The 20,197-nt window shown below is 72.3% G+C and carries 19 protein-coding genes; 15 read left to right on the forward strand and 4 right to left on the reverse strand.

Annotated elements, in window-relative coordinates; all coding sequences use genetic code 11:
- Positions 1-6 precede the first annotated feature (6 nt).
- Positions 7-966, reverse strand: a complete 960-nt coding sequence (locus tag ACOKM3_RS36505) for an AraC-like ligand-binding domain-containing protein (RefSeq protein WP_426905535.1) — start codon at positions 964-966, stop codon at positions 7-9.
- Positions 967-1,121: 155 nt separating this feature from the next.
- On the opposite strand from ACOKM3_RS36505, the gene ACOKM3_RS36510 reads away from it, so the two are divergent.
- The 6 genes from ACOKM3_RS36510 (at position 1,122) to ACOKM3_RS36535 (ending at position 7,192) form a co-directional block, all read left to right on the forward strand.
- Positions 1,122-2,618 (forward strand): APC family permease, encoded by a 1,497-nt coding sequence (locus tag ACOKM3_RS36510; protein ID WP_426905536.1) that lies wholly within the window; start codon positions 1,122-1,124, stop codon positions 2,616-2,618.
- Complete coding sequence (locus tag ACOKM3_RS36515; protein WP_426905537.1) at positions 2,615-3,247, forward strand: response regulator transcription factor; 633 nt, start codon at positions 2,615-2,617, stop codon at positions 3,245-3,247. The genes ACOKM3_RS36510 and ACOKM3_RS36515 overlap by 4 nt, the downstream gene beginning before the upstream one ends.
- Before the next feature lie 6 nt (positions 3,248-3,253).
- Positions 3,254-4,756, forward strand: coding sequence for a PAS domain-containing sensor histidine kinase (locus ACOKM3_RS36520; protein WP_426905538.1), 1,503 nt, complete (start codon positions 3,254-3,256; stop codon positions 4,754-4,756).
- Positions 4,757-4,881: 125 nt separating this feature from the next.
- Positions 4,882-5,994, forward strand: coding sequence for an acyl-CoA dehydrogenase family protein (locus ACOKM3_RS36525; RefSeq protein ID WP_426905539.1), 1,113 nt, complete (start codon positions 4,882-4,884; stop codon positions 5,992-5,994).
- 92 nt (positions 5,995-6,086) lie between these two features.
- Positions 6,087-6,449 (forward strand): hypothetical protein, encoded by a 363-nt coding sequence (locus ACOKM3_RS36530; RefSeq protein WP_426905540.1) that lies wholly within the window; start codon positions 6,087-6,089, stop codon positions 6,447-6,449.
- On the forward strand, positions 6,446-7,192 hold the full coding sequence (locus ACOKM3_RS36535) for an SDR family NAD(P)-dependent oxidoreductase (RefSeq protein WP_426905541.1): 747 nt from the start codon (positions 6,446-6,448) through the stop codon (positions 7,190-7,192). Before ACOKM3_RS36530 ends, ACOKM3_RS36535 begins: the two co-directional genes overlap by 4 nt.
- Here the strand turns inward: ACOKM3_RS36535 and ACOKM3_RS36540 are convergent, their stop codons facing one another.
- Complete coding sequence (locus ACOKM3_RS36540; protein ID WP_426905542.1) at positions 7,193-7,648, reverse strand: MerR family transcriptional regulator; 456 nt, start codon at positions 7,646-7,648, stop codon at positions 7,193-7,195. It lies immediately after the preceding gene.
- Positions 7,649-7,672: 24 nt separating this feature from the next.
- Here ACOKM3_RS36540 and ACOKM3_RS36545 point away from each other — a divergent pair, with 24 nt between their 5' ends.
- On the forward strand, positions 7,673-8,899 hold the full coding sequence (locus ACOKM3_RS36545; protein ID WP_426905543.1) for a DHA2 family efflux MFS transporter permease subunit: 1,227 nt from the start codon (positions 7,673-7,675) through the stop codon (positions 8,897-8,899).
- 60 nt (positions 8,900-8,959) lie between these two features.
- On the forward strand, positions 8,960-9,289 hold the full coding sequence (locus ACOKM3_RS36550) for an MFS transporter (RefSeq protein WP_426905544.1): 330 nt from the start codon (positions 8,960-8,962) through the stop codon (positions 9,287-9,289).
- A gap of 28 nt (positions 9,290-9,317) precedes the next feature.
- On the opposite strand, the gene ACOKM3_RS36555 is transcribed toward ACOKM3_RS36550, so the two are convergent.
- Positions 9,318-10,775 (reverse strand): aldehyde dehydrogenase, encoded by a 1,458-nt coding sequence (locus ACOKM3_RS36555; protein ID WP_426905545.1) that lies wholly within the window; start codon positions 10,773-10,775, stop codon positions 9,318-9,320.
- 199 nt (positions 10,776-10,974) lie between these two features.
- On the opposite strand from ACOKM3_RS36555, the gene ACOKM3_RS36560 reads away from it, so the two are divergent.
- The 7 genes from ACOKM3_RS36560 (at position 10,975) to ACOKM3_RS36590 (ending at position 18,993) form a co-directional block, all read left to right on the forward strand.
- A complete protein-coding gene (locus ACOKM3_RS36560) occupies positions 10,975-12,915 on the forward strand; it encodes a primary-amine oxidase (RefSeq protein WP_426905546.1) in 1,941 nt (646 codons plus the stop codon).
- Between the two features lie 220 nt (positions 12,916-13,135).
- A complete protein-coding gene (locus tag ACOKM3_RS36565; RefSeq protein WP_426905547.1) occupies positions 13,136-14,701 on the forward strand; it encodes a hypothetical protein in 1,566 nt (521 codons plus the stop codon).
- 93 nt (positions 14,702-14,794) lie between these two features.
- Positions 14,795-17,017, forward strand: coding sequence for a sensor histidine kinase (locus ACOKM3_RS36570; protein ID WP_426905548.1), 2,223 nt, complete (start codon positions 14,795-14,797; stop codon positions 17,015-17,017).
- 3 nt (positions 17,018-17,020) lie between these two features.
- The gene (locus ACOKM3_RS36575; RefSeq protein WP_426905549.1) at positions 17,021-17,446 is read left to right on the forward strand and encodes a roadblock/LC7 domain-containing protein; all 426 of its coding nucleotides are present in this window, start codon (positions 17,021-17,023) and stop codon (positions 17,444-17,446) included.
- Between the two features lie 3 nt (positions 17,447-17,449).
- Positions 17,450-17,827, forward strand: a complete 378-nt coding sequence (locus ACOKM3_RS36580; RefSeq protein ID WP_426905550.1) for a DUF742 domain-containing protein — start codon at positions 17,450-17,452, stop codon at positions 17,825-17,827.
- Positions 17,805-18,404, forward strand: coding sequence for a GTP-binding protein (locus ACOKM3_RS36585; RefSeq protein WP_426905551.1), 600 nt, complete (start codon positions 17,805-17,807; stop codon positions 18,402-18,404). Before ACOKM3_RS36580 ends, ACOKM3_RS36585 begins: the two co-directional genes overlap by 23 nt.
- 16 nt (positions 18,405-18,420) lie before the next feature.
- On the forward strand, positions 18,421-18,993 hold the full coding sequence (locus ACOKM3_RS36590; RefSeq protein ID WP_426905552.1) for a GAF domain-containing protein: 573 nt from the start codon (positions 18,421-18,423) through the stop codon (positions 18,991-18,993).
- 3 nt (positions 18,994-18,996) lie between these two features.
- Here the strand turns inward: ACOKM3_RS36590 and ACOKM3_RS36595 are convergent, their stop codons facing one another.
- On the reverse strand, positions 18,997-20,193 hold the full coding sequence (locus ACOKM3_RS36595; RefSeq protein WP_426905553.1) for an acyl-CoA dehydrogenase family protein: 1,197 nt from the start codon (positions 20,191-20,193) through the stop codon (positions 18,997-18,999).
- Positions 20,194-20,197: the final 4 nt, after the last annotated feature.

Raw genomic sequence — 20,197 nt, forward strand, 5'->3', positions numbered from 1 at the left:
GCGCGACTACGCCGCCGGCCCCGCGAGCGCGTGGCGGCGGAAGTCGCGCGGCGTCCGGCCGTACGCCGTCTTGAACACCCGGCTGAAGTGGCGGCCGTCCAGCAGCCCCCAGCGCGCGGCGATCATGCCGATGGGCTGTCGGACCGCCGCCGGATTGGCCAGGTCCCGCGCGCACCGCTCCAGTCGGCGCGTCCGGATCCAGCCCGCGACCGTCAGGTCCTCCGCGGCGAACAGCTTGAACAGATAGCGGCGGGAGATCCCGTGCGCCTCGGCGATCGAGTCCGGGGTGAGGCCGGGGTCCGGGAGGCGGCTGTCGATGTGCGCGCGGATCCGCAGCATCATCGCGTGCCCCGGCTCCGCGGGCGCCGCACGGTCGAGGCGCTCCGAGACCAGCGCCGTCATCAGGGACGCCGCCCCGTCCGCGAGGCCCGCCGCCGCCGGCCCGGCGCAGGTCCTGGCCTGCTCGCCGAGCGAGCGCAGGAAGGGACCCACCACGGCCGCCGCCCCGCTCTCCCCGGTCAGTGGGCGCGCCGTGAGACCGCGCACCGCCTCCGGCCGCACCGGCAGCATCGCCCGCGGCACCAGCATCAGCACGGTGCGGAAGGCGGTGTCGTAGCGGAACGCGTACGGGCGCGTGGTGTCGCAGATCGCGAGGTCGCCGGGGCCCAACGACCCCTGCGCGCCGTCCTGTTCGACGACACACGTGCCCGCGACCTGGAGGGCCACCTTGTAGTGGTCGTCCTCGCTCCGCGCCGCCAGCCGCTCCGTGCGCCGCACCCGCAGCGGCCCCGCGCTGATGGAGCCGAGCAGCAGCTGCCCCAGCGCGTCGCAGGTGGCCGTGCCGTGGAAGGCGCCCGCCGCGACCGGCCGGGTGTCGAGGCCGCCGAACACGTGCGACATCTGCTGCGCCCAGTGGTCGAAGCGGTCGTCCCGGGCGACGCCGTCGGTGCTCACGTACGAAGGCATGCTGCGCTCCACCCGCCGGAGGACTTTGGATCAACGTAGTCGGCACCTGCGTGCATGCAAAGGCGTAAACGGATGCACGCGCCCGCACTCCGCCACCGCCCACCGCGCGCACAGTACGTCCCGACCCCACCGAACTCCGGCCGCAAGGAGACCTCGTGACCGTGCAGTCCGCAGGACCGGATGAAGGACAGGACGCAGGCCAGGACCCAGGACCGGAACCGCGCACCCGGCTGCGCAAGGGCGCCGTGGGCGTGGCCGGCATGGTGTTCTTCGTGCTGTCCGCGCAGGCGCCCCTCACCGGCGTCGCGGGAACCCTGCCCATCCCGCTCGGCCTCGGCAACGGCGGCGCCGCGCCCGCCGTCTATCTCGTGGTCGGCGTCATGGTCGGCCTGTTCGCCGTCGGGTTCATCGCGATGAGCCGGCACGTGACCGACGCCGGCGCCTTCTACGCGTACGTGACGCGCGGCCTCGGCCGGCCGCTCGGCGTCGGCGCCTCGCAAGCCGCGATCCTCTGCTACAGCGCGACACAGGCCGCGCTCTACGGCCTGTACGGCGTGGTGGCGCAGGGACTCGGACAGCGCTACCTCTCGCTCGACCTGCCGTGGTGGGCGTGGACGCTCGCCACGATGCTCCTCGTGCAGGCGCTCGGCTCCCTCAACATCGAGCTCGGGGCGCGCCTGCTCGCCGTGCTCGTCGTCGCCGAGACCTCGGTGCTGCTGCTGTTCGCGGGCCACCAACTCCTCGGCGGCGGCGGCCCGCACGGCCTCGACATCGCCGGTTCGTTCGCACCCTCCGCCTTCTTCACCGGCGCGCCGGGCGTCGCGCTGACCTTCGCGATCGGCTGTCTCCTCGGCTTCGAGTCGACCGCCCTGTACGCGAAGGAGGCCCGGGACCCCGCGCGCACGGTGCCCCGGGCCACCTATGTGTCGGTCGCGGTGATCTCGCTGTTCTTCGCCCTCGTCTCCTGGATGATCGTGAGCTACTACGGAGCGGACCGGGTGCAGGGCGCGGCACTTGACGCACTGCGCGAGGGCGATGCCACGTCCGTCGTCCTCACACCCCTCACGCACACGCTCGGCGGCTGGGCCGGTGATGTCACGCAGATCCTGCTCGCCAGTTCGCTGCTCGCGGGCGTCGTCGCCTTCCACAACGGGATCAACCGCTACTTCCACTCCCTCGGCCAGGCCGGTGTGCTGCCCCGCGGGCTGGCCCGCACCAACCGGCACGGGGCGCCCTACGCGGCGAGCCTGACGCAGACGGTGCTCGCCGCCGCCCTCGTCGTGCCGTTCGCCCTCGCCGGGGCCGATCCGGTGCTCACGCTGCTGACCTGGGGCGGCGGCGTCAGCGTGCTCGCCCTGATGCTGCTGTACCTGCTGACCTCGGTGTCCGTGATCGCGTTCTTCCGCAGGACCCGGCTCGATGAAAGGATCTGGCACACCATGCTCGCCCCACTGCTCGCGATCGCCCTGCTGTGCGGCGCGACCGTACTGGCGCTGCGCAACTTCACCACCCTGGTCTCCGCGTCCGGCACCACGGCGCTGATCCTGGAACTGACCGTGGTCGCGGTGTTCGCCGGGGGAGTGCTCCTCGGCCGCCTGCGACGGGGCGGCGGGGCCCAGGCACGTACGCACGAAGGAAGCGAGGAATCATGACAGGTGAACCGGCGGCCGACCTCGTCTACGTGCTCGACGACGACGAGCAACTGTGCCTCTCGCTGGCCTGGTTGCTGGAGTCCGTGCACATCAGGACGGAGTGGTTCACCGACGCCGACGCCTTCCTCGCCGCCTTCGACCCGGACCGCCCGGCATGCCTCGTCCTCGACGTACGCATGCCGGGCATCGGCGGATTCCACGTACAGGAACTCCTCAACGCCCAGGGCGCGGCGCTGCCCATCGTCTTCGTGTCCGCGCACGGCGACATCCCCATGTCGGTGCGCGCCCTTCAGGCCGGGGCCGTCGACTTCCTGGAGAAGCCCTACGATCCCCAGCGGCTGCTCGACATCCTTCAGAACGCCCTGCGGGAGGCGGGCGAACGCTACGCGCGCCGGACCGAGCAGCGCTCCCTGCGCGAGCGGATCACCCACCTCAGCCCGCGCGAACGCGAGATCCTGCGCCAGGTCGTCGAGGGCGTCCCCAGCAAGGTGATCGCCCGGCAGCTCGGCATCAGCCTGAAGACGGTCGACGCCCATCGGGCGCGCATCCGCGAGAAGACGGACGCCGACACCCTCGGCGCGCTCATCGGCGACATGATGCGCTGCGGCCTGCGCCCCGAGGAGGTGTGACGCCCGATGCCCGCCACCGCCGACCTCGCCTGCCCCGACCTGGTCCGCCTCTTCGAGGCCGTCGACCACTGCGTCCTGGTGCACGACGCCCGCACCAAGGACATCCTGTGGGCCAACCCCGCCGCGCGCACCGCGCTCGGCTTCACCCTCGACGAGTTGAAGCCGCTCAAGGCACCCGACATGAGCTCCAACGCGGCGCAGTACGCGCGGCACATCGGCGTCGCCTGGCTGCAACGGGCCGCCGACGAGGGCCGCAGCCGCATCGAGTGGTGCTACCGGTCGAAGACCGGCACCGACATCCTCAGCGAGGCGCTCGCCAAGCGCGTGGAACTGTCGGCCGGACCCGTCGTCATGGTGCAGTTCCGCGACATCGCCGAGGAGAAGGCAACCCGCCGCGATCTGACCCGCACCGAGGCGAGGCTCCAGGCGTTCCTGCGCAACCTCGACGAGGGCATCGTGGTGCTCGACGACGACGGCCGGATCGTCTTCGCGGGCGAGTCCGCGGGCATCCTGCTCGACCGGGACCCCGACGCCATGCTCGGCACGGACTTCACTGAGTTCCTCGCGGCCGACTCCGGCGCCGTCCTGCGCGACGTGCTGAAGGACACCTCGCGCGGGGGCCGGCCCACCGACACCCGCTACCGGCTCTCGGTCCCCGACGGTGCGGGTGACGGCCCCGATCGCTGGTTCGCCGCGCGCTGCCAGTACATCGACATCGAGAACGACCTGCGCGGCCTGCTGCTCCTCTTCCACGACATCACCGACACCGTGCACACCGAGGAGGAACACCGGCGCGACGCCCAGTACCTCAACCACCTGGCCCGCTACAACGCCATGGGTGACATGGCGATGGCCATCGCCCACGAGGTCAGCCAGCCCATCGCGGCCGCCCACAACTTCGTCGCCGGCGCCCTCGGCCGCATCGACGACACCCCGGAGCCCGGCTCGCTGCGCTGGGGCCTCGACCACGCCACCCGCCAACTGGAGCGCGCCACCACGATCCTGTCGAGCCTGCGCGCCTATGTGGTGCGCCTGGAGGACGCGAAACGCTCCGTCGACCTGGGCGACGTCGTCGCCGACTGCGCGTACTTCGTCGACGTACGGGCCAGGGCGCACCAGGTCGCCGTGCGCTGGGAACGCACGGAAGCGGGCCTGCCGGTCAGCTGCGAGAAGGTGCTCATCGGGCAGGTCGTCATGAACCTCGCCTTCAACGCCGTCGAGGAGATGGCCCGTTGGCCCGACGAACCGGGGGAGGTCACCATCGCCACCCGCAGGGGAGCCGACTTCGCGGAGGTCGAGGTGCGCGACACCGGCGGTGGGCTGCCGGCATCGTCGGACGGGCGGATCTTCGACGGCGTGTTCACCTCGAAGGGCAACGGCCACGGCATCGGCCTCGCCCTGAGCCATCGCATCATCACCCGCCACGGCGGCGAGATCGAGGCGTTCCCCAACTCCCCGCGCGGCACCGTCTTCCGGTTCAGGCTGCCGCTGCGGGGCAACGGCTCGTAAACGATCAGGGAAATCCCCTACACGTCCCTACTGATTCCCAATTGTTGGCGCGGAAGGCCGCGCCTAGTTTTGTCCGTGAAACGAGTTCGAGCGATCAACTCGCCGGTCAGGCAGGGGAATGACGCATGACGCAGACATTGGACAACGTGCTGGACCTGGTGGCCGAGCGCAGGGCGGAATTCGAGGCCGGGCGCCACGTACCGCGCGACGTGATCGCCGAATTCAAGAAGGCGGGTCTCTACCGCGCCAGCGCACCCCGGCGTTTCGGCGGTGAACCGCTGCCACCGGCCGAATTCCTGCGCCTGATCGAGCGGATATCGGTGGTCGACGGATCGGCCGGCTGGGTCGCGAGTTTCGGCTCCTCCCTGATCTATCTCGCGGCGCTGCCGCTGGAGACCCAGAAGAAGCTGTACGCGGACGGGCCCGATGTCGCCTTCGCCGGCGGCCTGTTCCCCGTCCAGCCGGCCGAACCGGTCGACGGCGGCTACCGGGTCTCGGGCCGCTGGAAGTTCGCGAGCGGCTGCAAGGGCGCCGACGTCCTCGGCGTCGGCATCAAGGTCGGCGAGGACCGGGCGGGCCGGCCGCGGACCGCGGTGCTGCGCCCCGAGGACGTCGAGATCGTCGAGAACTGGGACGTCATCGGGATGCGCGGCACCGGCAGCCACGACCTGGCCGTCGACGGCGTCGTCGTTCCCGAGGAGTGGACCTTCGTCCGCGGCGGCGAGCCGACCGTCGACGAACCGCTCTACCGCTACCCGGCCGTGCCGTACGCGGCGCAGGTCCTCGCCGTCGTCGGCCTCGGCGTGGCGCGTGCCGCGCTCGACCAGGTCATCACGGAGGGCGGGCGCGCCAGTTACACCGGAGGTCCTGTCGCCGCCGACCGGGCTGCGTACCGGATCGCGGTGGGCCGGGCGGAGGCACGGCTGCGCTCGGCACGCGCCTTCTTCTACGAGATCACCGAAGAGGTGTGGGAGACCGTGCTGAGCGGCGACCCGGCCTCCGCCCACCAGGCGAGCCTGCTGCGGCTCGCCTCCACGGCCCTCGCGCAGGACTCCTTCGACGTCGCCCGCACTGCCTACCAGCTCGCGGGCATCCGGGCCATCGCGGACGGCAGCCCGATGCAGCGCTATCTGCGGGACGCCTCCGTCGTGCCGCAGCACGCGTTCCTCCAGGAGGGCCTGTACGACGGTGCGGGGGCGGTGCTCATGGGCGTCGACCCGTTCCCCGGCTACCTCTGAACCCGACCCGGCCATCTCTCTGAACTCGACCCGGCCAGCTGCGAACCCGACCCGCCCAGTTCCGAACCCTGTTCACGAAAGGCGACATCACCATGTCCACTTCCCCCCAGGCACCTCTGCGGGTGCTGTTCTGCATCGGCGTCAACCAGAACTTCTTCGACCTGCCGACCGGGCAGGGCAAGGCGGTCTGGGACGGCTTCACCAGCATGCTGCGCCAGCTGCACGAACTTCCGGGCGTCGACGTCATCGGCACCATCGACGACGACCAGCACATGGTCGGCCCCTCCGGCTCCTGGCCCTGGACCAGCTATGTCCTCGCCGACGTCGTGGACCAGCCGACCGTCGCCGCGGCCTGCAACCTCTTCCGTACCGTGCAGGTCGGCGAGTACGGCCTGTGGCGGTACATGAAGATCGAGGCCCGCGTCGGCCGGCCGCTCCCGGACGTGACCAAGTGAGCCCGCACCGCGTGGTCCTGGTCACCGGGGCGGCCGGCGGCCTCGGCGGCGCCATCGCCGCGCGCTTCCACGACCACGGGTACCGGGTCGCCCTGACCGATCTGGACGAGGACGCCGCGGCCAAGGCGGCGGCCGAACTCGACCCGACCGGCGAGAACGCCGTCGGCCTCGCCCTCGACGTCCGCGACAAGGAGGCCTTCGCCCGCGCCCGCGACCGGATCGTCGAACGGTGGGGCGCGGTGCACGTCCTCGTGAACAACGCCGGGCACTCCAAGGTCGAGTCGCTCATGGACATCACCCCGGAGAGCTTCGCCGCCGTGGTGGAGACCAACATGCACGGCACCTTCTTCGGCTGCCAGGTCTTCGGCTCGTACTTCGCCGAGCGCGGCGACGGACGCATCGTCAACCTCGGCTCGCTCGCGGGCCAGAACGGCGGCACGGCGACCGGCGCCCACTACGCGGCGGCCAAGGGCGGCGTCGCCACGCTCACCAAGGTCTTCGCCCGCGACCTCGGCCCGCGCGGCGTCACCGTCAACGCCGTCTCGCCGGGCCCGCAGGACCTGCCGGTGGTGCGCCGCACCGTGGACCCGGAGAAGCTCGCGCAGACCGAGGCGATGATCCCGGTGGGCCGTCTCGGCCGCCCGCAGTTCATCGCCGACATGGTGGTCCTGCTGGCCGCCGAGCATGCCGACACGGTGACGGGCGCGTGCTGGGACGCCAACGGGGGTCTGTTCATGCGGTGATCAGGGCAGCGGGCGGTCGACCGGGGCCCACAACCGGTCGGCCTCGCCCGCGGCCATGCTGTCCCGGTAGACGTCGATCTTGTGGTCGATCATCTTCAGGTTCTCCCGGGTCTCCTCCAACTTGGCCAGCACCTCGGCGCGATGGGCCTCGAGCAGCGCCAGCCGCTCCGCCTCGTTGCCGGGACCGGCCGCGACCAGTTCGGCGTAGACGCGGATGCCGCGGATGGGCATGCCGGTGGCGCGCAGTTTGGTGCAGACGACGATCCACTTGAGGTCGAGCTCCCGGTACCGGCGGCGATTGGTACTGGTGCGGTCGACAGGGGTGACGACCAGGCCCGCGCGCTCGTAATAGCGCAAGGTGTGCACGCTGACCCCGGTGCGGCGGGCCGCCTCGGCGATGCTCACGCCTTCCGCGGGGATGGCTCCGTGCGTGGATTCGGGCTTGATTTCGAGCACGCTCTCAATTCTAGCGTCGCGGGCATGAGTTCCTCCTTGCGCTCTCCCACGGCGGCGGTCGGCGACCTGAGCCCGCGCCGCAAGTCCCTCGTCCTGGCGATCTGTTGCCTCAGCATCGTGGTCGTCGTGATGGACATCTCCATCGTCAACGTCGCGCTGCCCGCGATGCGCCGCGACCTGGGCGCCTCCGAGTCCGGCCTGCAGTGGACGGTCGACGCCTACACCTTGGTGCTGGCCGCGTTCCTCGTCCTGGCCGGATCCACCGCCGACCGGTTCGGCCGCCGAAGGATCTTCATGTGCGGCCTGGGCGCGTTCGGCCTCGGCTCGCTGCTGTGCGGCCTCGCGCCGGGCATCGGCTGGCTCGTCGCCGCGCGTGCTGTGCAGGCCGTCGGTGGCACGATGCTCAACCCGGTGGCCATGGCGATCGTCGCGAACACCTACACCGGTGCCGCCGAACGGGCCCGCGCCATCGGCGTGTTCACCTCGATGTCGGGCCTCGCCCTCGCGCTCGGCCCGATCGTCGGCGGAGGCCTGGTCGACACGTTCGGCTGGCGGGCCGTCTTCTGGGTCAACGTCCCGATCGTGGCGGTGGCGATCGTGTGCTCCGCGCTGTACGTGCCCGAGTCCCGCGCCGGCCGCGCCCGCCGGTTCGACCCCGTCGGACAGGTGCTGATGGTCGTGGTCCTGGGCAGCGTCGTCTACGCGATCATCGAGTCCGGGGCGCTCGGCTGGACCTCCCCGCCCATCGTCGGACTGCTCGCGCTCGCCGCGCTCGGCACGGCCTGCCTCGTCGGTTATGAACTGCGGCGCGCCGACCCGCTGTTGGAGCTTCGCCTGTTCCGCAGCGTGCCGTTCAGCTCGGCGATCGTGACGGCGCTCCTGGCGCTGTGCGGGTTCGGCGCGTTCCTGTTCGTCACCACCCAGTACCTGCAGGACGTACGCGGTCTGCCGCCGGTCACGGCCGGGCTCTGCCTGCTCCCGGTCGGGGTGCCGGTGCTCCTGGTGTCGCGGCGCATCGGGCGCATGGTCGGTGCGCGCGGCCCACGGCTCCCGCTGGTGATCGCCGGAGGCGCCCTGGCCCTCGGTGGTGGCCTGTCGCTGGGGCTAGGGTCTGTCGTTTGGATCAGGCCGGGCTCGCGGGGTCCGGCACGCACGCTCGCGGCGTTGTCGTCGGTCGCCGACGCTCCGCGTCGACTCCCTCCTCCGCCTTGCGATCGCACGCACCGGACCCCGCTCCCTGATCCGGCCTGATCCAAACGACAGACCCTCGGCCCGGACACCCCGCTCGCCGCGGTCCTCGCGGTCTACCTGTTGTTCGGTGTCTTCGTCGGCGCGGTCAACCCGCCCATCAGCAACTCGGCGATCTCCGGCATGCCGCGCTCGATGGCCGGCCTGGCCGGGGCGCTGGCCTCCACCGGACGGCAGGCCGGAACCACCCTGGGCGTCGCCGTCGCGGGCGCGGTGATGGGCCCGCATCTCGCGGGCGGCGGCGCGGAGTTCACCGGCGCCGCACACGGCGTGTGGTGGCTCGTCCTGGCGCTCGGCGCGGGTGTCGCCGTACTCGCCGTGATCGCCTCCAGCGGGTGGGCGCGTGGCACGGCCGCCCGGGTGGGGACGGCGACCGGGGCGCCGCACCCGTGAGCGACCGCGGCCGCGCGGAGTTCCGGGGTCAGCGTGCGCCGACCCCGTACACGCTCTGGAACCGCAGATACGCCGCGAGCCCCTCGGGCCCCAGCTCGCTGCCCAGGCCGCTCGACTTCGTGCCGCCGAACGGGGCGACGGGGTCCGGCAGATAGCCGTTCACGCCGATCGTGCCCGTGTGGACGCGGCGGGCGACGGCCGCGCCGCGCTCCGGGTCCGCGGTCCACACAGTGCCGCCGAGCCCGAAGTCGGAGTCGTTGGCGAGGCGGACGGCGTGGTCCTCGTCCTCGTAGGGGATGACGCACAGGACCGGGCCGAAGATCTCCTCGCGGGCGACGGTCCAGGTGTTGTCGACGTCGGCGAGGACGGTCGGCTCCAGGAACCAGCCGCGGTCGAGCCCGGCCGGGCGGCGGCCGCCCGTGGTGAGCCGGGCGCCCTCGGCGAGGCCCTTGGCCACGTACCCCTCGACCCGTTCGCGCTGCGCGGCGCCGACGAGCGGGCCGACGAGGGTCTTCGCGTCCAGGGCGTTGCCGACGGGCAGGGACGCGGCCAGGTCGGTGACGAGGTCGACGACCTCCGCGTAGCGGCTGCGCGGGGCGAGGACACGTGTGCTGAGGAAACAGGTCTGGCCGTTGTTGGTGAGCGTCGCCGCGACGAGGTCCTGGCCGATGACCGCCGGGTCGAGCACGGCGTCGTCGAGGATGATGCCGGCCGACTTGCCGCCCAACTCCAGTGTCACGGGCCGCAGTAGACGTCCGCACGTCTCGCCGATGGCGCGGCCCGCGGCCGTCGAGCCGGTGAACGCGACCTTGTCCACGCCCGGATGTGCGACCAGATGGGCGCCCGCCGCGCGCCCGCCCGGCACGAAGTTCAGCACCCCCGCCGGCACCCCGGCAGCCTGCGCGGCCTCGGCGACCAGGTACGAGTCGAGCACCGTCTCCGGGGACGGCTTGAGCACCACCGTGCAGCCCGCCGCCATCGCGGGCGCGATCTTGAACATGGACAGGACCTGCGGATAGTTCCACGGCACGATCGCCGCCACCACACCCACCGGCAGCCGCCGCACCTCCACCGCGCCGCCGAGCAGCCCGGTGCGCACCTCGCTGAACGCGGTCTCGCGGGCCAGACCCGCGTAGTAGCGCAGCACCGCGCCCGGATAGCCGACCTCCAGCTGCCGGGCGATGCTCACGGGCATCCCGTTCTGCGCGCTGACCAGCGTCGCGATGTCCTGCGCCCGCGCGTCCAGCTCCGCGGCGAACCGCTCCATCACCCCGGCGCGCCGCGAAGGCTCCCAACTCGCCCAGCCGCCAGGGGAGTCGAAGGTGACGCGGGCGGCGTGCACCGCCGCGTCGACATCCGCCTCCACCGCCTCGGGAACCGAGCCGAGCGGCAGCTCCGTGCTCGGGTCGACGGGCGCGAGCCGCCGCCCGGTGCTGGGGCGCACCCACGCTCCGCCGATGTACAGGTGGTCAAGGCGATGGTCCATGTGCGTACTCCGTTGGTCGCTCGGTGGACCGTTCCCGGCCGGGACGGCATGCTGCGACCCTGACCCTTCGCGCGGGGCGCGGGACACCAGTGGGTGCACGCAATGGCGCCTACGCGTGCACGCGCTGCCGCACCGGCGCGAATCCACCGGCCTACGTTCGCGGTGACACGGACGTAGGGCAAAGCTTCGGGAGCGTCTCATGAGTGACCTGCACGATCACGATCCGCTCGCACCGGTGACCGCCGAGGAGATCCGGGCGGCCCGGAACATCCTGGGCGCCGCGGACCTGCTCGCCGACACCACCCGCTTCGCCTATCTGGGGCTCGACGAACCCGCGAAGGAAGCGCTGTTCAACGGCGGGACAGCGGCGGACTGGCGCCGGGTGCGGGTCCTGCTCCAGGACACCGCCGGAGCGCCCGCCCGCGACGTCGTGGTGTCCCTGACGGACGGGCGCGTGGTGTCCGACCGGCAGCTCGACCCGGCGAAGGACGGCCAACTCCCCGTACTGGAAGAAGAGTTCGGCGCCGTCGAGGAGGTGCTCGCCAAGGACGAACGGTGGCTCGCCGCCCTGGAGCGCCGGGGCCTCGACGTACGGAAGGTGCGGGTCGCACCCCTGTCCGCCGGTGTGTACGCCGACGAGTACCCGCAGGAGACCCGGCGGCGCATCCTGCGCGGCCTCGCCTTCGTGCAGGACCACGAGGCGGACCACGCCTGGGCGCATCCGGTCGACGGGCTCGTCGGCTACGTCGATGTCACCCACCGCACCGTCGACCGCGTCATCGACCTCGGCCCCGTCCCGGTCCCCACCGGCTCCGGCAACTTCGACGACCCCGAGGTCACGGGACCGCCGCGCACCACCCAGCGGCCCATCGAGATCACCCAGCCCGACGGCCCGAGCTTCGCCCTCGACGGCCACCGCCTGACGTGGGAGAACTGGTCGCTCGACATCGGCTTCGACGTCCGCGAGGGCCTCGTCCTGCACCGCATCGCCTTCGCCGACCGCGACACCGGCCGCACCCGCCCGATCATCCACCGCGCCTCCATCGCGGAAATGGTCGTGCCCTACGCCGACCCGTCCCCGGTCCGCTCCTGGCAGAACTACTTCGACACCGGCGAGTATCTGATCGGCCGCTGCGCCAACTCCCTTGAGCTGGGCTGCGACTGCGTCGGCGACATCACCTACCTCGACGCCGTGATCGCCGACGAACGCGGCGCACCGCGGACGCTGCGCAACGCGATCTGCCTGCACGAGGAGGACGCCGGGACCCTCTGGAAACACACCGACCTGTGGGCGGGCTCCGCCGAGACCCGGCGCCAACGCCGCATGGTGCTCTCCTTCTTCACCACGATCGGCAATTACGACTACGGCTTCTACTGGTACCTGTACCTCGACGGCACCATCGCCTTCGAGGCCAAGGCGACCGGCGTCGTCTTCACCGCCGCGTACGAGGGCGACGACCGGTTTCGTTCCGAGATCGCGCCGGGGCTCGGCGCCCCCTTCCATCAACACCTGTTCTGCGCACGCCTCGACATGGCCGTCGACGGAGTCACCAACCGCGTCGAAGAGGTCGACGCCGTCCGTGTCCCGGCAGGACCTGACAACCCGCGCGGCAACGCCTTCACGCTGCGCCGCACCCCGCTGCTCACGGAGCGCGCGGCGCAGCGCGACGCGGACCCGGCCGCCGACCGCACGTGGCACATCACCAACCCGGAATCCCTCAACCACCTTGGCAGGCCCGTCGGTTACGCCCTGTACCCGGAGGGGAGGCCGACCCTGCTCGCCGACCCGGGCTCCTCGGTCGCCGCGCGCGCCGCCTTCGCCACGCGGCACCTCTGGGTGACCCGCTCCGACGCCGCCGAGCGCTACCCGGCGGGCGACTTCGTCAACCAGCACCCCGGTGGCGCGGGCCTGCCCGCATACGCCGCCGCGGACCGCGACATCGACGGCGGGCCCCTCACGCTGTGGCACACCTTCGGCCTCACCCACGCCCCGCGCCCCGAAGACTGGCCGGTCATGCCGGTCGACCACACGGGCTTCACCCTCAAACCGTTCGGCTTCTTCGACCGCAACCCGACGCTGGACGTACCGCGTCCGGGGTCCGCCCACGGCGCGTGCGGTACGCCGGACTGTCATGGATGAGTGCCGCGCGGCAGGATCCTCTCTTTCGCCGCCCGGTACGTGTGTCTACAAACGATCTTCACAATTTCATCGCCCGAGTATGACCTGACGTAGACATAATCGCGGCTATGGATCTCTGCAGCCGCACATGCCTTCGGCATGCGCACCGTCACATACCGGCCGGTCGAGGGGAGTTAGGGGCCCCCTGCACGAGCGCCGGGGACGCGGGGGCGAGGCGCTGATGGCACGGCGGACGCTGCTGCGGGCCTTGTTGGAGGAACGCGGCTGCCACGGCTACGCACTCTTCGACGCGGAGTTCGGGCGCGCGGCCGAGGCCGCCGCGCGGGACCTGGGGCGTCCCGGGCTCGCCGCGGTGACGGCGTCACAGGCGACGTGGAAGCGGTGGCTCAGCGGCGAGCAGGTGCCGCGCGCGGACACCGCGACGGTCCTCGAGCACTGGCTCGGCGCCGACGTCGCGGCGCTGCTGCGGCCGGTGGCCGAGGAGCCGGACGGACCACGGCCGCGGACCGGCGCGGAGGTGGTCAGGGAGACCGCGCGGGCCCTCGACGAAGCGTTCGGCGGCTCCTCGCTCAGGCTGTCCGACGCCCCCTCGGGACTCGAAGGACTCTGGCACCTGACCGGCCGGCACCGGTTCGACGGCGCACAACTGCCGGTGCAGATCTACGAAGCGGACGAACACGCCGGACTCGTCATCATCGGCGCCGCCGACCAGCCGCACATCCGGCACTTCACCCGGCCCACCAGACGGGCCCTCATACTCGCCGAGTCCCGGGGCAGCGCGTACGCCCTGGACGCCGCGTACGCGAAGCGCAGCCTCGTCACCGGCGGCGACATGCTCACCATCCCGTCCGCCTACCGCGTCGACCAGCTCACGTACGCGCTGCTGTGGGCGATGACCAACCTGGACGACAGCCTCCAGGCCGACGACGCCGTGCTCCACGCGGAACAGCAGCGGCTCGGCCCGTTCCTGGAGCAGCGGCGCTCGGCCATGGCCCGTGCCGCGATGCCGGAACTCACCAACGTGAGCGCGGCCTGGCTCGGCATGCACGTCTGCGCCCGGCACATCACCCGCCAACTCGCGGGCACCAGCGCCCCGCCCCTGTTCTGGACGCCGCTGCCCTCCGCCGAGGACGCCGCGGCCTGGCTGTTCTTCGCGTGCTGGCCCGAGTACCTGCGTGACATCCGCGACGGGGCCGGGGCCGCCCCCTCCGAGCGGGCCCTGTACATCCCGGAGGACGTCCTGCGCGACGCCGGGACCCACGAGCGCGTCCTGCTGTGGCTCGCCGTGGCCCTGATGGAGCTGCACGGCCTCGAGGTGCGGGTCTACGCCGACCCGGGCTTCGCACGCACCGACGCCTTCGTCCTGGTCCCCGACGACAAGGTGATCGTCACCAACTGGATGGCGGAGCACGGGATCTGGCACGTCGACACCAGCGAGTCGCTCGCCGACGTCCGCGCGTGCACGGAACTGCTCGACCGGGCCCGCGCCCGCGCCGTGACCCGCGGCGCGCACCACGAGGAACGGCTGCGCTCGCTCGCCGACCACCTCGACCTGGACTGGGAGTGGCTGACGCGGCGCTGCGGCGAGCTGGCGGCCTTCGGCACCGCAGGGCTGCTGCGGCCCCGCAGCCGGCTCGTCGACATCGAGTCCCTCGACGCGGTGCTGGCCTTCGTGGGCAAGCTCGGCGAGGCCGCCCGACCAGACGGCGCACCGGCCGAAGACGGAACGACCCTGAAACGACCCTGGGCTGAAGTAGCCCCGAACGCCCTTGAAGCATCAGGGTAGTTCAAGATCTTGATGCGGCTGTTGTCCGAGGTGCCGGCCCGACGGCCCGCCACACGCACCGTGCGCCGCTCGCTTCTCTACCGAGGAACCCCCATGCCTGACTACTCCGCGGACGGTGCCGCCGTGGGCGGCCGCGGTCTGCACCGCGGCAAGCCCGCGTCGACGCTGCTCTCCGAGAAAGGGCTGCGGCAGCGCCTGACCCTGCTCGCCGTCGCCCCGACCGCGTCCGTCACCGCCGCGGCCGCGGGCGCGTACGCGGCGTGCGTCGGCTCGGACTCCGCCGCGGTGGCCTGGGGCGCCGGCGCCGGGGCCACGGTGCTCTGCGGTTCGGCCATCGGCCTCGCCTGGCGTGCGGCCCGCGCCACCGCCCGTACCCTGCACACCGCGCAGGCCGCCCAGGAAGCGAGCGTCGCCGAGCGGACGGCCCGGCTGCGCGCGGCGCTGAGCGAGCGGATCGACGGGATCCAGCGGGCGGCCGAGCGGATCCAGAAGGGCGAGCCCGGGAGCGCGCCCGTCGCCGCGCCGCCCCACATGATCGACTCCCACCCGCTCACCGTGCTCGAACACGAGCTGCACCACGGCCTGCACGCCACGCACACCGCGGTCCTCCAGGCCGCGACGCGCCGCCAGCTCGACGCGTTCACCACGATCGCCCGCCGGCTCCAGACGCTGGTCGTCCGCGCGCTCAAGAGCCTCGACGACGCCGAGCGGATCGTGGAGGACCCCGAACTCCTCAACACCCTGTTCGGCATCGATCACTTGATCACCCGGATCCAGCGCTCCGTCGAGTCCATCGCCGTTCTCGGCGGCGCCGTCCCGCGCGAGATCCGCCACCCGGTCCCGCTGGCGACCGTGCTGCGCCAGTCCATCGCCGAGATCGAGCAGTACCCGCGGGTCCGGGTGATGCCCGTGGCGGGCGGCGTGCAGGTGCGCGGGCACGCCGCCGTCGAGACGATCCACCTCATCGCCGAACTCGCGGAGAACGCCACCCGGTTCTCGCCGCCCACCAGCCAGGTCCTGATCCGCTCCGCGATGGCCGGATCCGGCATGGTGATCGAGGTCGAGGACCGGGGGCTCGGCATGTCGGACGAGGACCGGCGCCGGATGAACGAACTCCTCGCCCACCCCGAGCAGTACGACGTCGAGCAGCAGCTCAAGGACGGCCGCACCGGCCTGTTCGTCGCAGCGAAGATCGCATCGAGGCGCGGCCTCACGGTCCGCCTCGAGGCCAACATGTACGCGGGTACGCAGGCGATCGTGATCCTGCCGCACGCGGTGCTGCACACGCCCGCGGACGACGCCGCGCCTGCCGGGGCCCAGGGGGCCGGGCCCGCCCAGCCGGGCCGCGCCACCGAGCAGCCCGCCGCGCCGCGTGCGTCCGCGCCCGCCTACGCCTCCGCGGCCCCGTCGTACGCGCCCCACCCCGGCGCGAACACCCCTGCGGAGGCGGGGTCTTCGGCGCCCTCGGGGCCCCCGGTGCCCGAGCAGCAGTCCCAGCCCCAGCAGCAACCTCAGTCGCAGCCCCTGCCCGACGCCGTGCCCGTCGGCCCGGTGGGCCCGGTCGTCCAGGCGGGCGCGCGGCACGGGGAGCGGCGCCCCGAGCCGCACCCCGAGCCGCCCCGGGAGACCGTGCACGGGCAGGGGACGGAGGCCGGGGCGGCGCCCCGCCCGGCCGGTCTGCCGCGCCGGGTCCCCGCCCGCTCGACCACGGGCCGCATCCCCACGGCCACCACCGCGGGCCCGCCACCACAGCCGGCCCCCGCCACCGCGCCGGCCACGGCACCTGGCTCCGGCGCCCACACGGGGGCCGACACCCAGCCCGGCGCCATGTCCCACGAGGCCCCGACCACCCTTCAGGGCTCGTCCTACACCGGCGCAGGACCCGGCGCCCCGTCCGGCGGCCCCATGCCCTACGAGGCCTCGACCAGCCCTCAGGGCCCCTCGTCCCACACCGGTGGCCCAGGCACCCCGTCAGGCCCCATGTCCCACGGAGGGCCGGCCGCCCCGTCCGGCCCCGCGTCCCACACCGCAGGACAAACGACCCGCGCCACCCCCGCGCCGGGCACCCCTCAGGGCGGAGCCGGCGACCCCGCCCAGCGCCCGCCCCTGACCCAGCGGACGCGACGGAGCTCCAGCCACCTCGCGCCCGAACTGCGGCACGGCGCCGCCGCGGACGCCGAACTCCCGCAGCAGCACACCGAACTCGACGGCGGGCTCCTCGCCCGCTACAGCGGCGGAGTGCAGGCGGCCCGCCGGGAGACATCCCGGTCCGACGCCCCGCAGCCGCCCCGGTCCGACGAACACCAGGAGAACTGACACATGACCACGCAGGCGCCTTCAGAGGACCTCGACTGGCTCCTCGCCGACTTCTCGGCCCGGGTGCCGCACGTCCTGGGTGCGGTGCTGGCCTCCAGCGACGGCGTCACCCGCTACCGGCACGGCTTCGACGACGCCGCGGCCGACCGGCTCAGCGCGATCGCCACGGGAATGTGCTCACTCGGCACCGGCCTCAGCACCATCCACCAGCCGATGGCCGGGGTGGAACAGGTCATCGTGGAGTGCGCGGGAGGCTATCTGTTCGTCTCGAAGGCCGGGCTCAACGGGGTGCTCGGCGTCCTCGCCGCGCGCGAGGCGGAGGTCGGCGTCGTCGGCTACGAGATCACCATGCTCGTCAGGAGCGTACGCGGACACCTCGGCACGCCCACCCGTCTCAGCCCGGCGCCCTCGGCCGACTGGGCGCAGTGACCGGTGGACCGCGACCCGATCCCCGAGGGGAGCGCGTGGCTCGCCGAGGACACCGCCACCACCCGCCCCTACGCCCTGACCGGCGGGCGCACCCGTCCCGACCACCCGCTCGGCCTGGGCTCGCACCTGCGGGCCGACATGGAGCGCCCCGGCCTGCTCCTGCAGCCGGAGGGCGCCCAGGTGCTCGCCCTGTGCCGGCTCGAACCGCGCTCCGTCGCCGAGCTCGCGGCCCGGCTGCGCCTGCCCGTTCAAGTCACCAAGGTCATCCTGTCCGACCTCATCGACTCCCACGTCCTGGCCCCGACCGTCCCGCCCCGCGACGCCGACGGCGGCGACCCCAACCTTTTGGAGGCAGTCCTTGTCGGCCTACGCAGCCTCTGACATCCCGCTGACCGCGCTGAAGATACTCGTGGCGGGCGGATTCGGCGTCGGCAAGACCACGCTGGTCTGCGCCGTCAGCGAGATCGAACCGCTCACCACGGAGGCGATCCTCACCTCCGCGAGTGCCGGACTCGACCGGCTCGACGGTGTGGAGCACAAGACCACCACGACGGTCAGCATGGACTTCGGCCGCATCACCCTGTGGCAACAGCAGTTGCAGATCCTGCTGTTCGGCACGCCGGGCCAGGACCGCTTCTGGTTCATGTGGGACGACCTGGCGCTCGGCGCGATCGGGGCCGTCGTCATGGTGGACACCCGGCGCATCGCCGACAGCTTCGCGGCGATCGAGTACTTCGAGGACCGCAGGCTGCCGTTCATCGTGGCGGTCAACGAGTTCGACACCGCGCACCACAGCTACACGTCCACCGAGGTCCGCACCGCCCTGGAGCTCGACCCGGAGGTGCCCGTCGTCCTCTTCGACGCCCGGCGCGCCGACACCGGCCGCCATGTCCTCATCGCCCTCGTCGAATACGCCCTGACCCTCAGCCGGCGCCACCGTACGCCCGCGATCCGCTGACCCCGCTGGAGCGACCATGCCCTACGACGCCCTCACCGGCTTCCACAACCCGGCCGCCGACAACGAACTCGCGGCCAGGGCCGAGCGGTTGAAGCAGCTCGGCCTCGGCGAGCCCGATGCCCAGTTCGACCGGCTCGCCACCGAACTCGCCAATGCCGCCGACACCCCGTACGCGATGGTCAATCTGATCACCGACCAGCAGTTCTTCGTCGGCCTGCACACCCCCGAGGGGACCCGGCACACCATGGTGCCGCAGGACCACACCGCGACCGAGGTCGGCCGTGTCATGTCCCGCGACCACGGCTACTGCCCCGAGGTCCTCTCCCGCCGCAAGCCCCTGGTGCTGCCCGACGTGTACGCGGCGCCCCGCTTCGCCGGCAACCCCGTCGTGGACGAACTGGGCATCCGCGTCTACCTCGGCGCCCCGCTGATCGACCCGGCCACCGACCTCGTCCTGGGCACGGTGTGCGCGGTCGGCACGGAGCCCCGCTCCCTCGACAGCGGGCACAACAGCCTTCAACTCATCAAGCAGGTGCGGGACGACGCGATGCGGCTGATCTACGAGCGGGCGGGGGAGCGGCTTCCGTAGGGCCTACGCCCCGGACGCGGCGCCGACGGGGCGGGCGAGCTGCTCGGACCAGCGGCTGCGGGAGGTGCCCAGGGCGACCTCGGCGAGGCGCAGCACCTGGACGTCGGAGGTGCCGGCGGGGGAGTAGATGTGCATGGCGTCCCGGACGAACCGTTCGATCGGCCGGTCGGGGAACAGGCCCGCCGCCGCGTGGATCTCCATCGCGGTGCGGCCCGCGGTGATCGCCGATTCCACGCCCACGTACTTGGCGTTCATCAGCTCCGCGTCGCAGGGCGCGCCGCTGTCCAGCAGGTGCGCGGCGTTGTAGGCGAGGAGCCGGGCGGTCATCAGGCCCGACTGCATCGCGCCGAGTTTCTGGCGCACGTTGGGCTGGGCGCTGAGCGGTTTGCCGTACCGCTCGCGCTCGTTCAGGAAACGGACCGTCTCCTCGACGATGGCCTGGTGGATGCCGAGCGACACGGCGGTGAGGTTCGGGCGCCCGTAGAGAATGCTGGAGGAGTACGCGACGTCCAGGCCGCGGCCCTCGCCGCTGAGCAGGTTGGCCGCGGGGACACGGCAGTTGTCGAAGCGCAGCTCGCCGAAGCTGAAGCCGTGCAGGCCCATCGCCGGGGTGTGCGGGGCCAGGCTGAAGCCGGGCCGGTCGGACTCCACCAGGAACGCGGAGAGCCCACGCGAACCTTCGCCTGTCCGCACCACGACACCGTGCAGATCCCCCACATGACTGTTGCCGACGTACACCTTGCGGCCGTTGAGGATGTAGTCGTCCCCGTCGCGGTGTGCGGTCGACTCCATGCCGAGGACGTGGCCGCCGGACTCGGGCTCGGTCACCGCGATCGTCGGGAGGCAGTCGCCGGAGGCTATGCGGGGCAGCCATGTGCGCTGCTGGACGGCATCGCCGAAGTGAATGATCTTCGCGACGCCCAGCTGGGAGGCCTGCGCCATCGCGCCCATCGCCCCGCTGACCCGCGACAGCTCCTCGATGACGATGGTCTTCGCGAGGTGCCCGAGCCCCATGCCGCCGAACTCGGTGCCGACGGTGACGCCGATCCACCCCTGTTTGGCGATGAGCCGCGCCAGTTCGAACTCGACGGACCGGGAGGCCTCCATGTCGGCGACTCGGGGAGCGATCTTCTCCTCGGCGAACGACCGCACCTCCGCCCTCAGTTCCTCATGACGTTCCGTCATGACATAGGCGTCCATGGTG

This window comes from Streptomyces nidicola (genome assembly GCF_050106155.1).
Lineage (GTDB): Bacteria > Actinomycetota > Actinomycetes > Streptomycetales > Streptomycetaceae > Streptomyces.

Bases quoted from the DNA above. Each gene is read 5' to 3' on its own strand.
- ACOKM3_RS36560 (WP_426905546.1), top strand. From the start codon at position 10,975: ATGAGTGACCTGCACGATCACGATCCGCTCGCACCGGTGACCGCCGAG.
- ACOKM3_RS36530 (WP_426905540.1), top strand. From the start codon at position 6,087: ATGTCCACTTCCCCCCAGGCACCTCTGCGGGTGCTGTTCTGCATCGGC.
- ACOKM3_RS36525 (WP_426905539.1), top strand. From the start codon at position 4,882: ATGACGCAGACATTGGACAACGTGCTGGACCTGGTGGCCGAGCGCAGG.
- ACOKM3_RS36555 (WP_426905545.1), bottom strand. From the start codon at position 10,775: ATGGACCATCGCCTTGACCACCTGTACATCGGCGGAGCGTGGGTGCGC.
- ACOKM3_RS36515 (WP_426905537.1), top strand. From the start codon at position 2,615: ATGACAGGTGAACCGGCGGCCGACCTCGTCTACGTGCTCGACGACGAC.
- ACOKM3_RS36595 (WP_426905553.1), bottom strand. From the start codon at position 20,193: ATGGACGCCTATGTCATGACGGAACGTCATGAGGAACTGAGGGCGGAG.
- ACOKM3_RS36565 (WP_426905547.1), top strand. From the start codon at position 13,136: ATGGCACGGCGGACGCTGCTGCGGGCCTTGTTGGAGGAACGCGGCTGC.
- ACOKM3_RS36570 (WP_426905548.1), top strand. From the start codon at position 14,795: ATGCCTGACTACTCCGCGGACGGTGCCGCCGTGGGCGGCCGCGGTCTG.
- ACOKM3_RS36545 (WP_426905543.1), top strand. From the start codon at position 7,673: ATGAGTTCCTCCTTGCGCTCTCCCACGGCGGCGGTCGGCGACCTGAGC.
- ACOKM3_RS36590 (WP_426905552.1), top strand. From the start codon at position 18,421: ATGCCCTACGACGCCCTCACCGGCTTCCACAACCCGGCCGCCGACAAC.
- ACOKM3_RS36505 (WP_426905535.1), bottom strand. From the start codon at position 966: ATGCCTTCGTACGTGAGCACCGACGGCGTCGCCCGGGACGACCGCTTC.
- ACOKM3_RS36520 (WP_426905538.1), top strand. From the start codon at position 3,254: ATGCCCGCCACCGCCGACCTCGCCTGCCCCGACCTGGTCCGCCTCTTC.
- ACOKM3_RS36575 (WP_426905549.1), top strand. From the start codon at position 17,021: ATGACCACGCAGGCGCCTTCAGAGGACCTCGACTGGCTCCTCGCCGAC.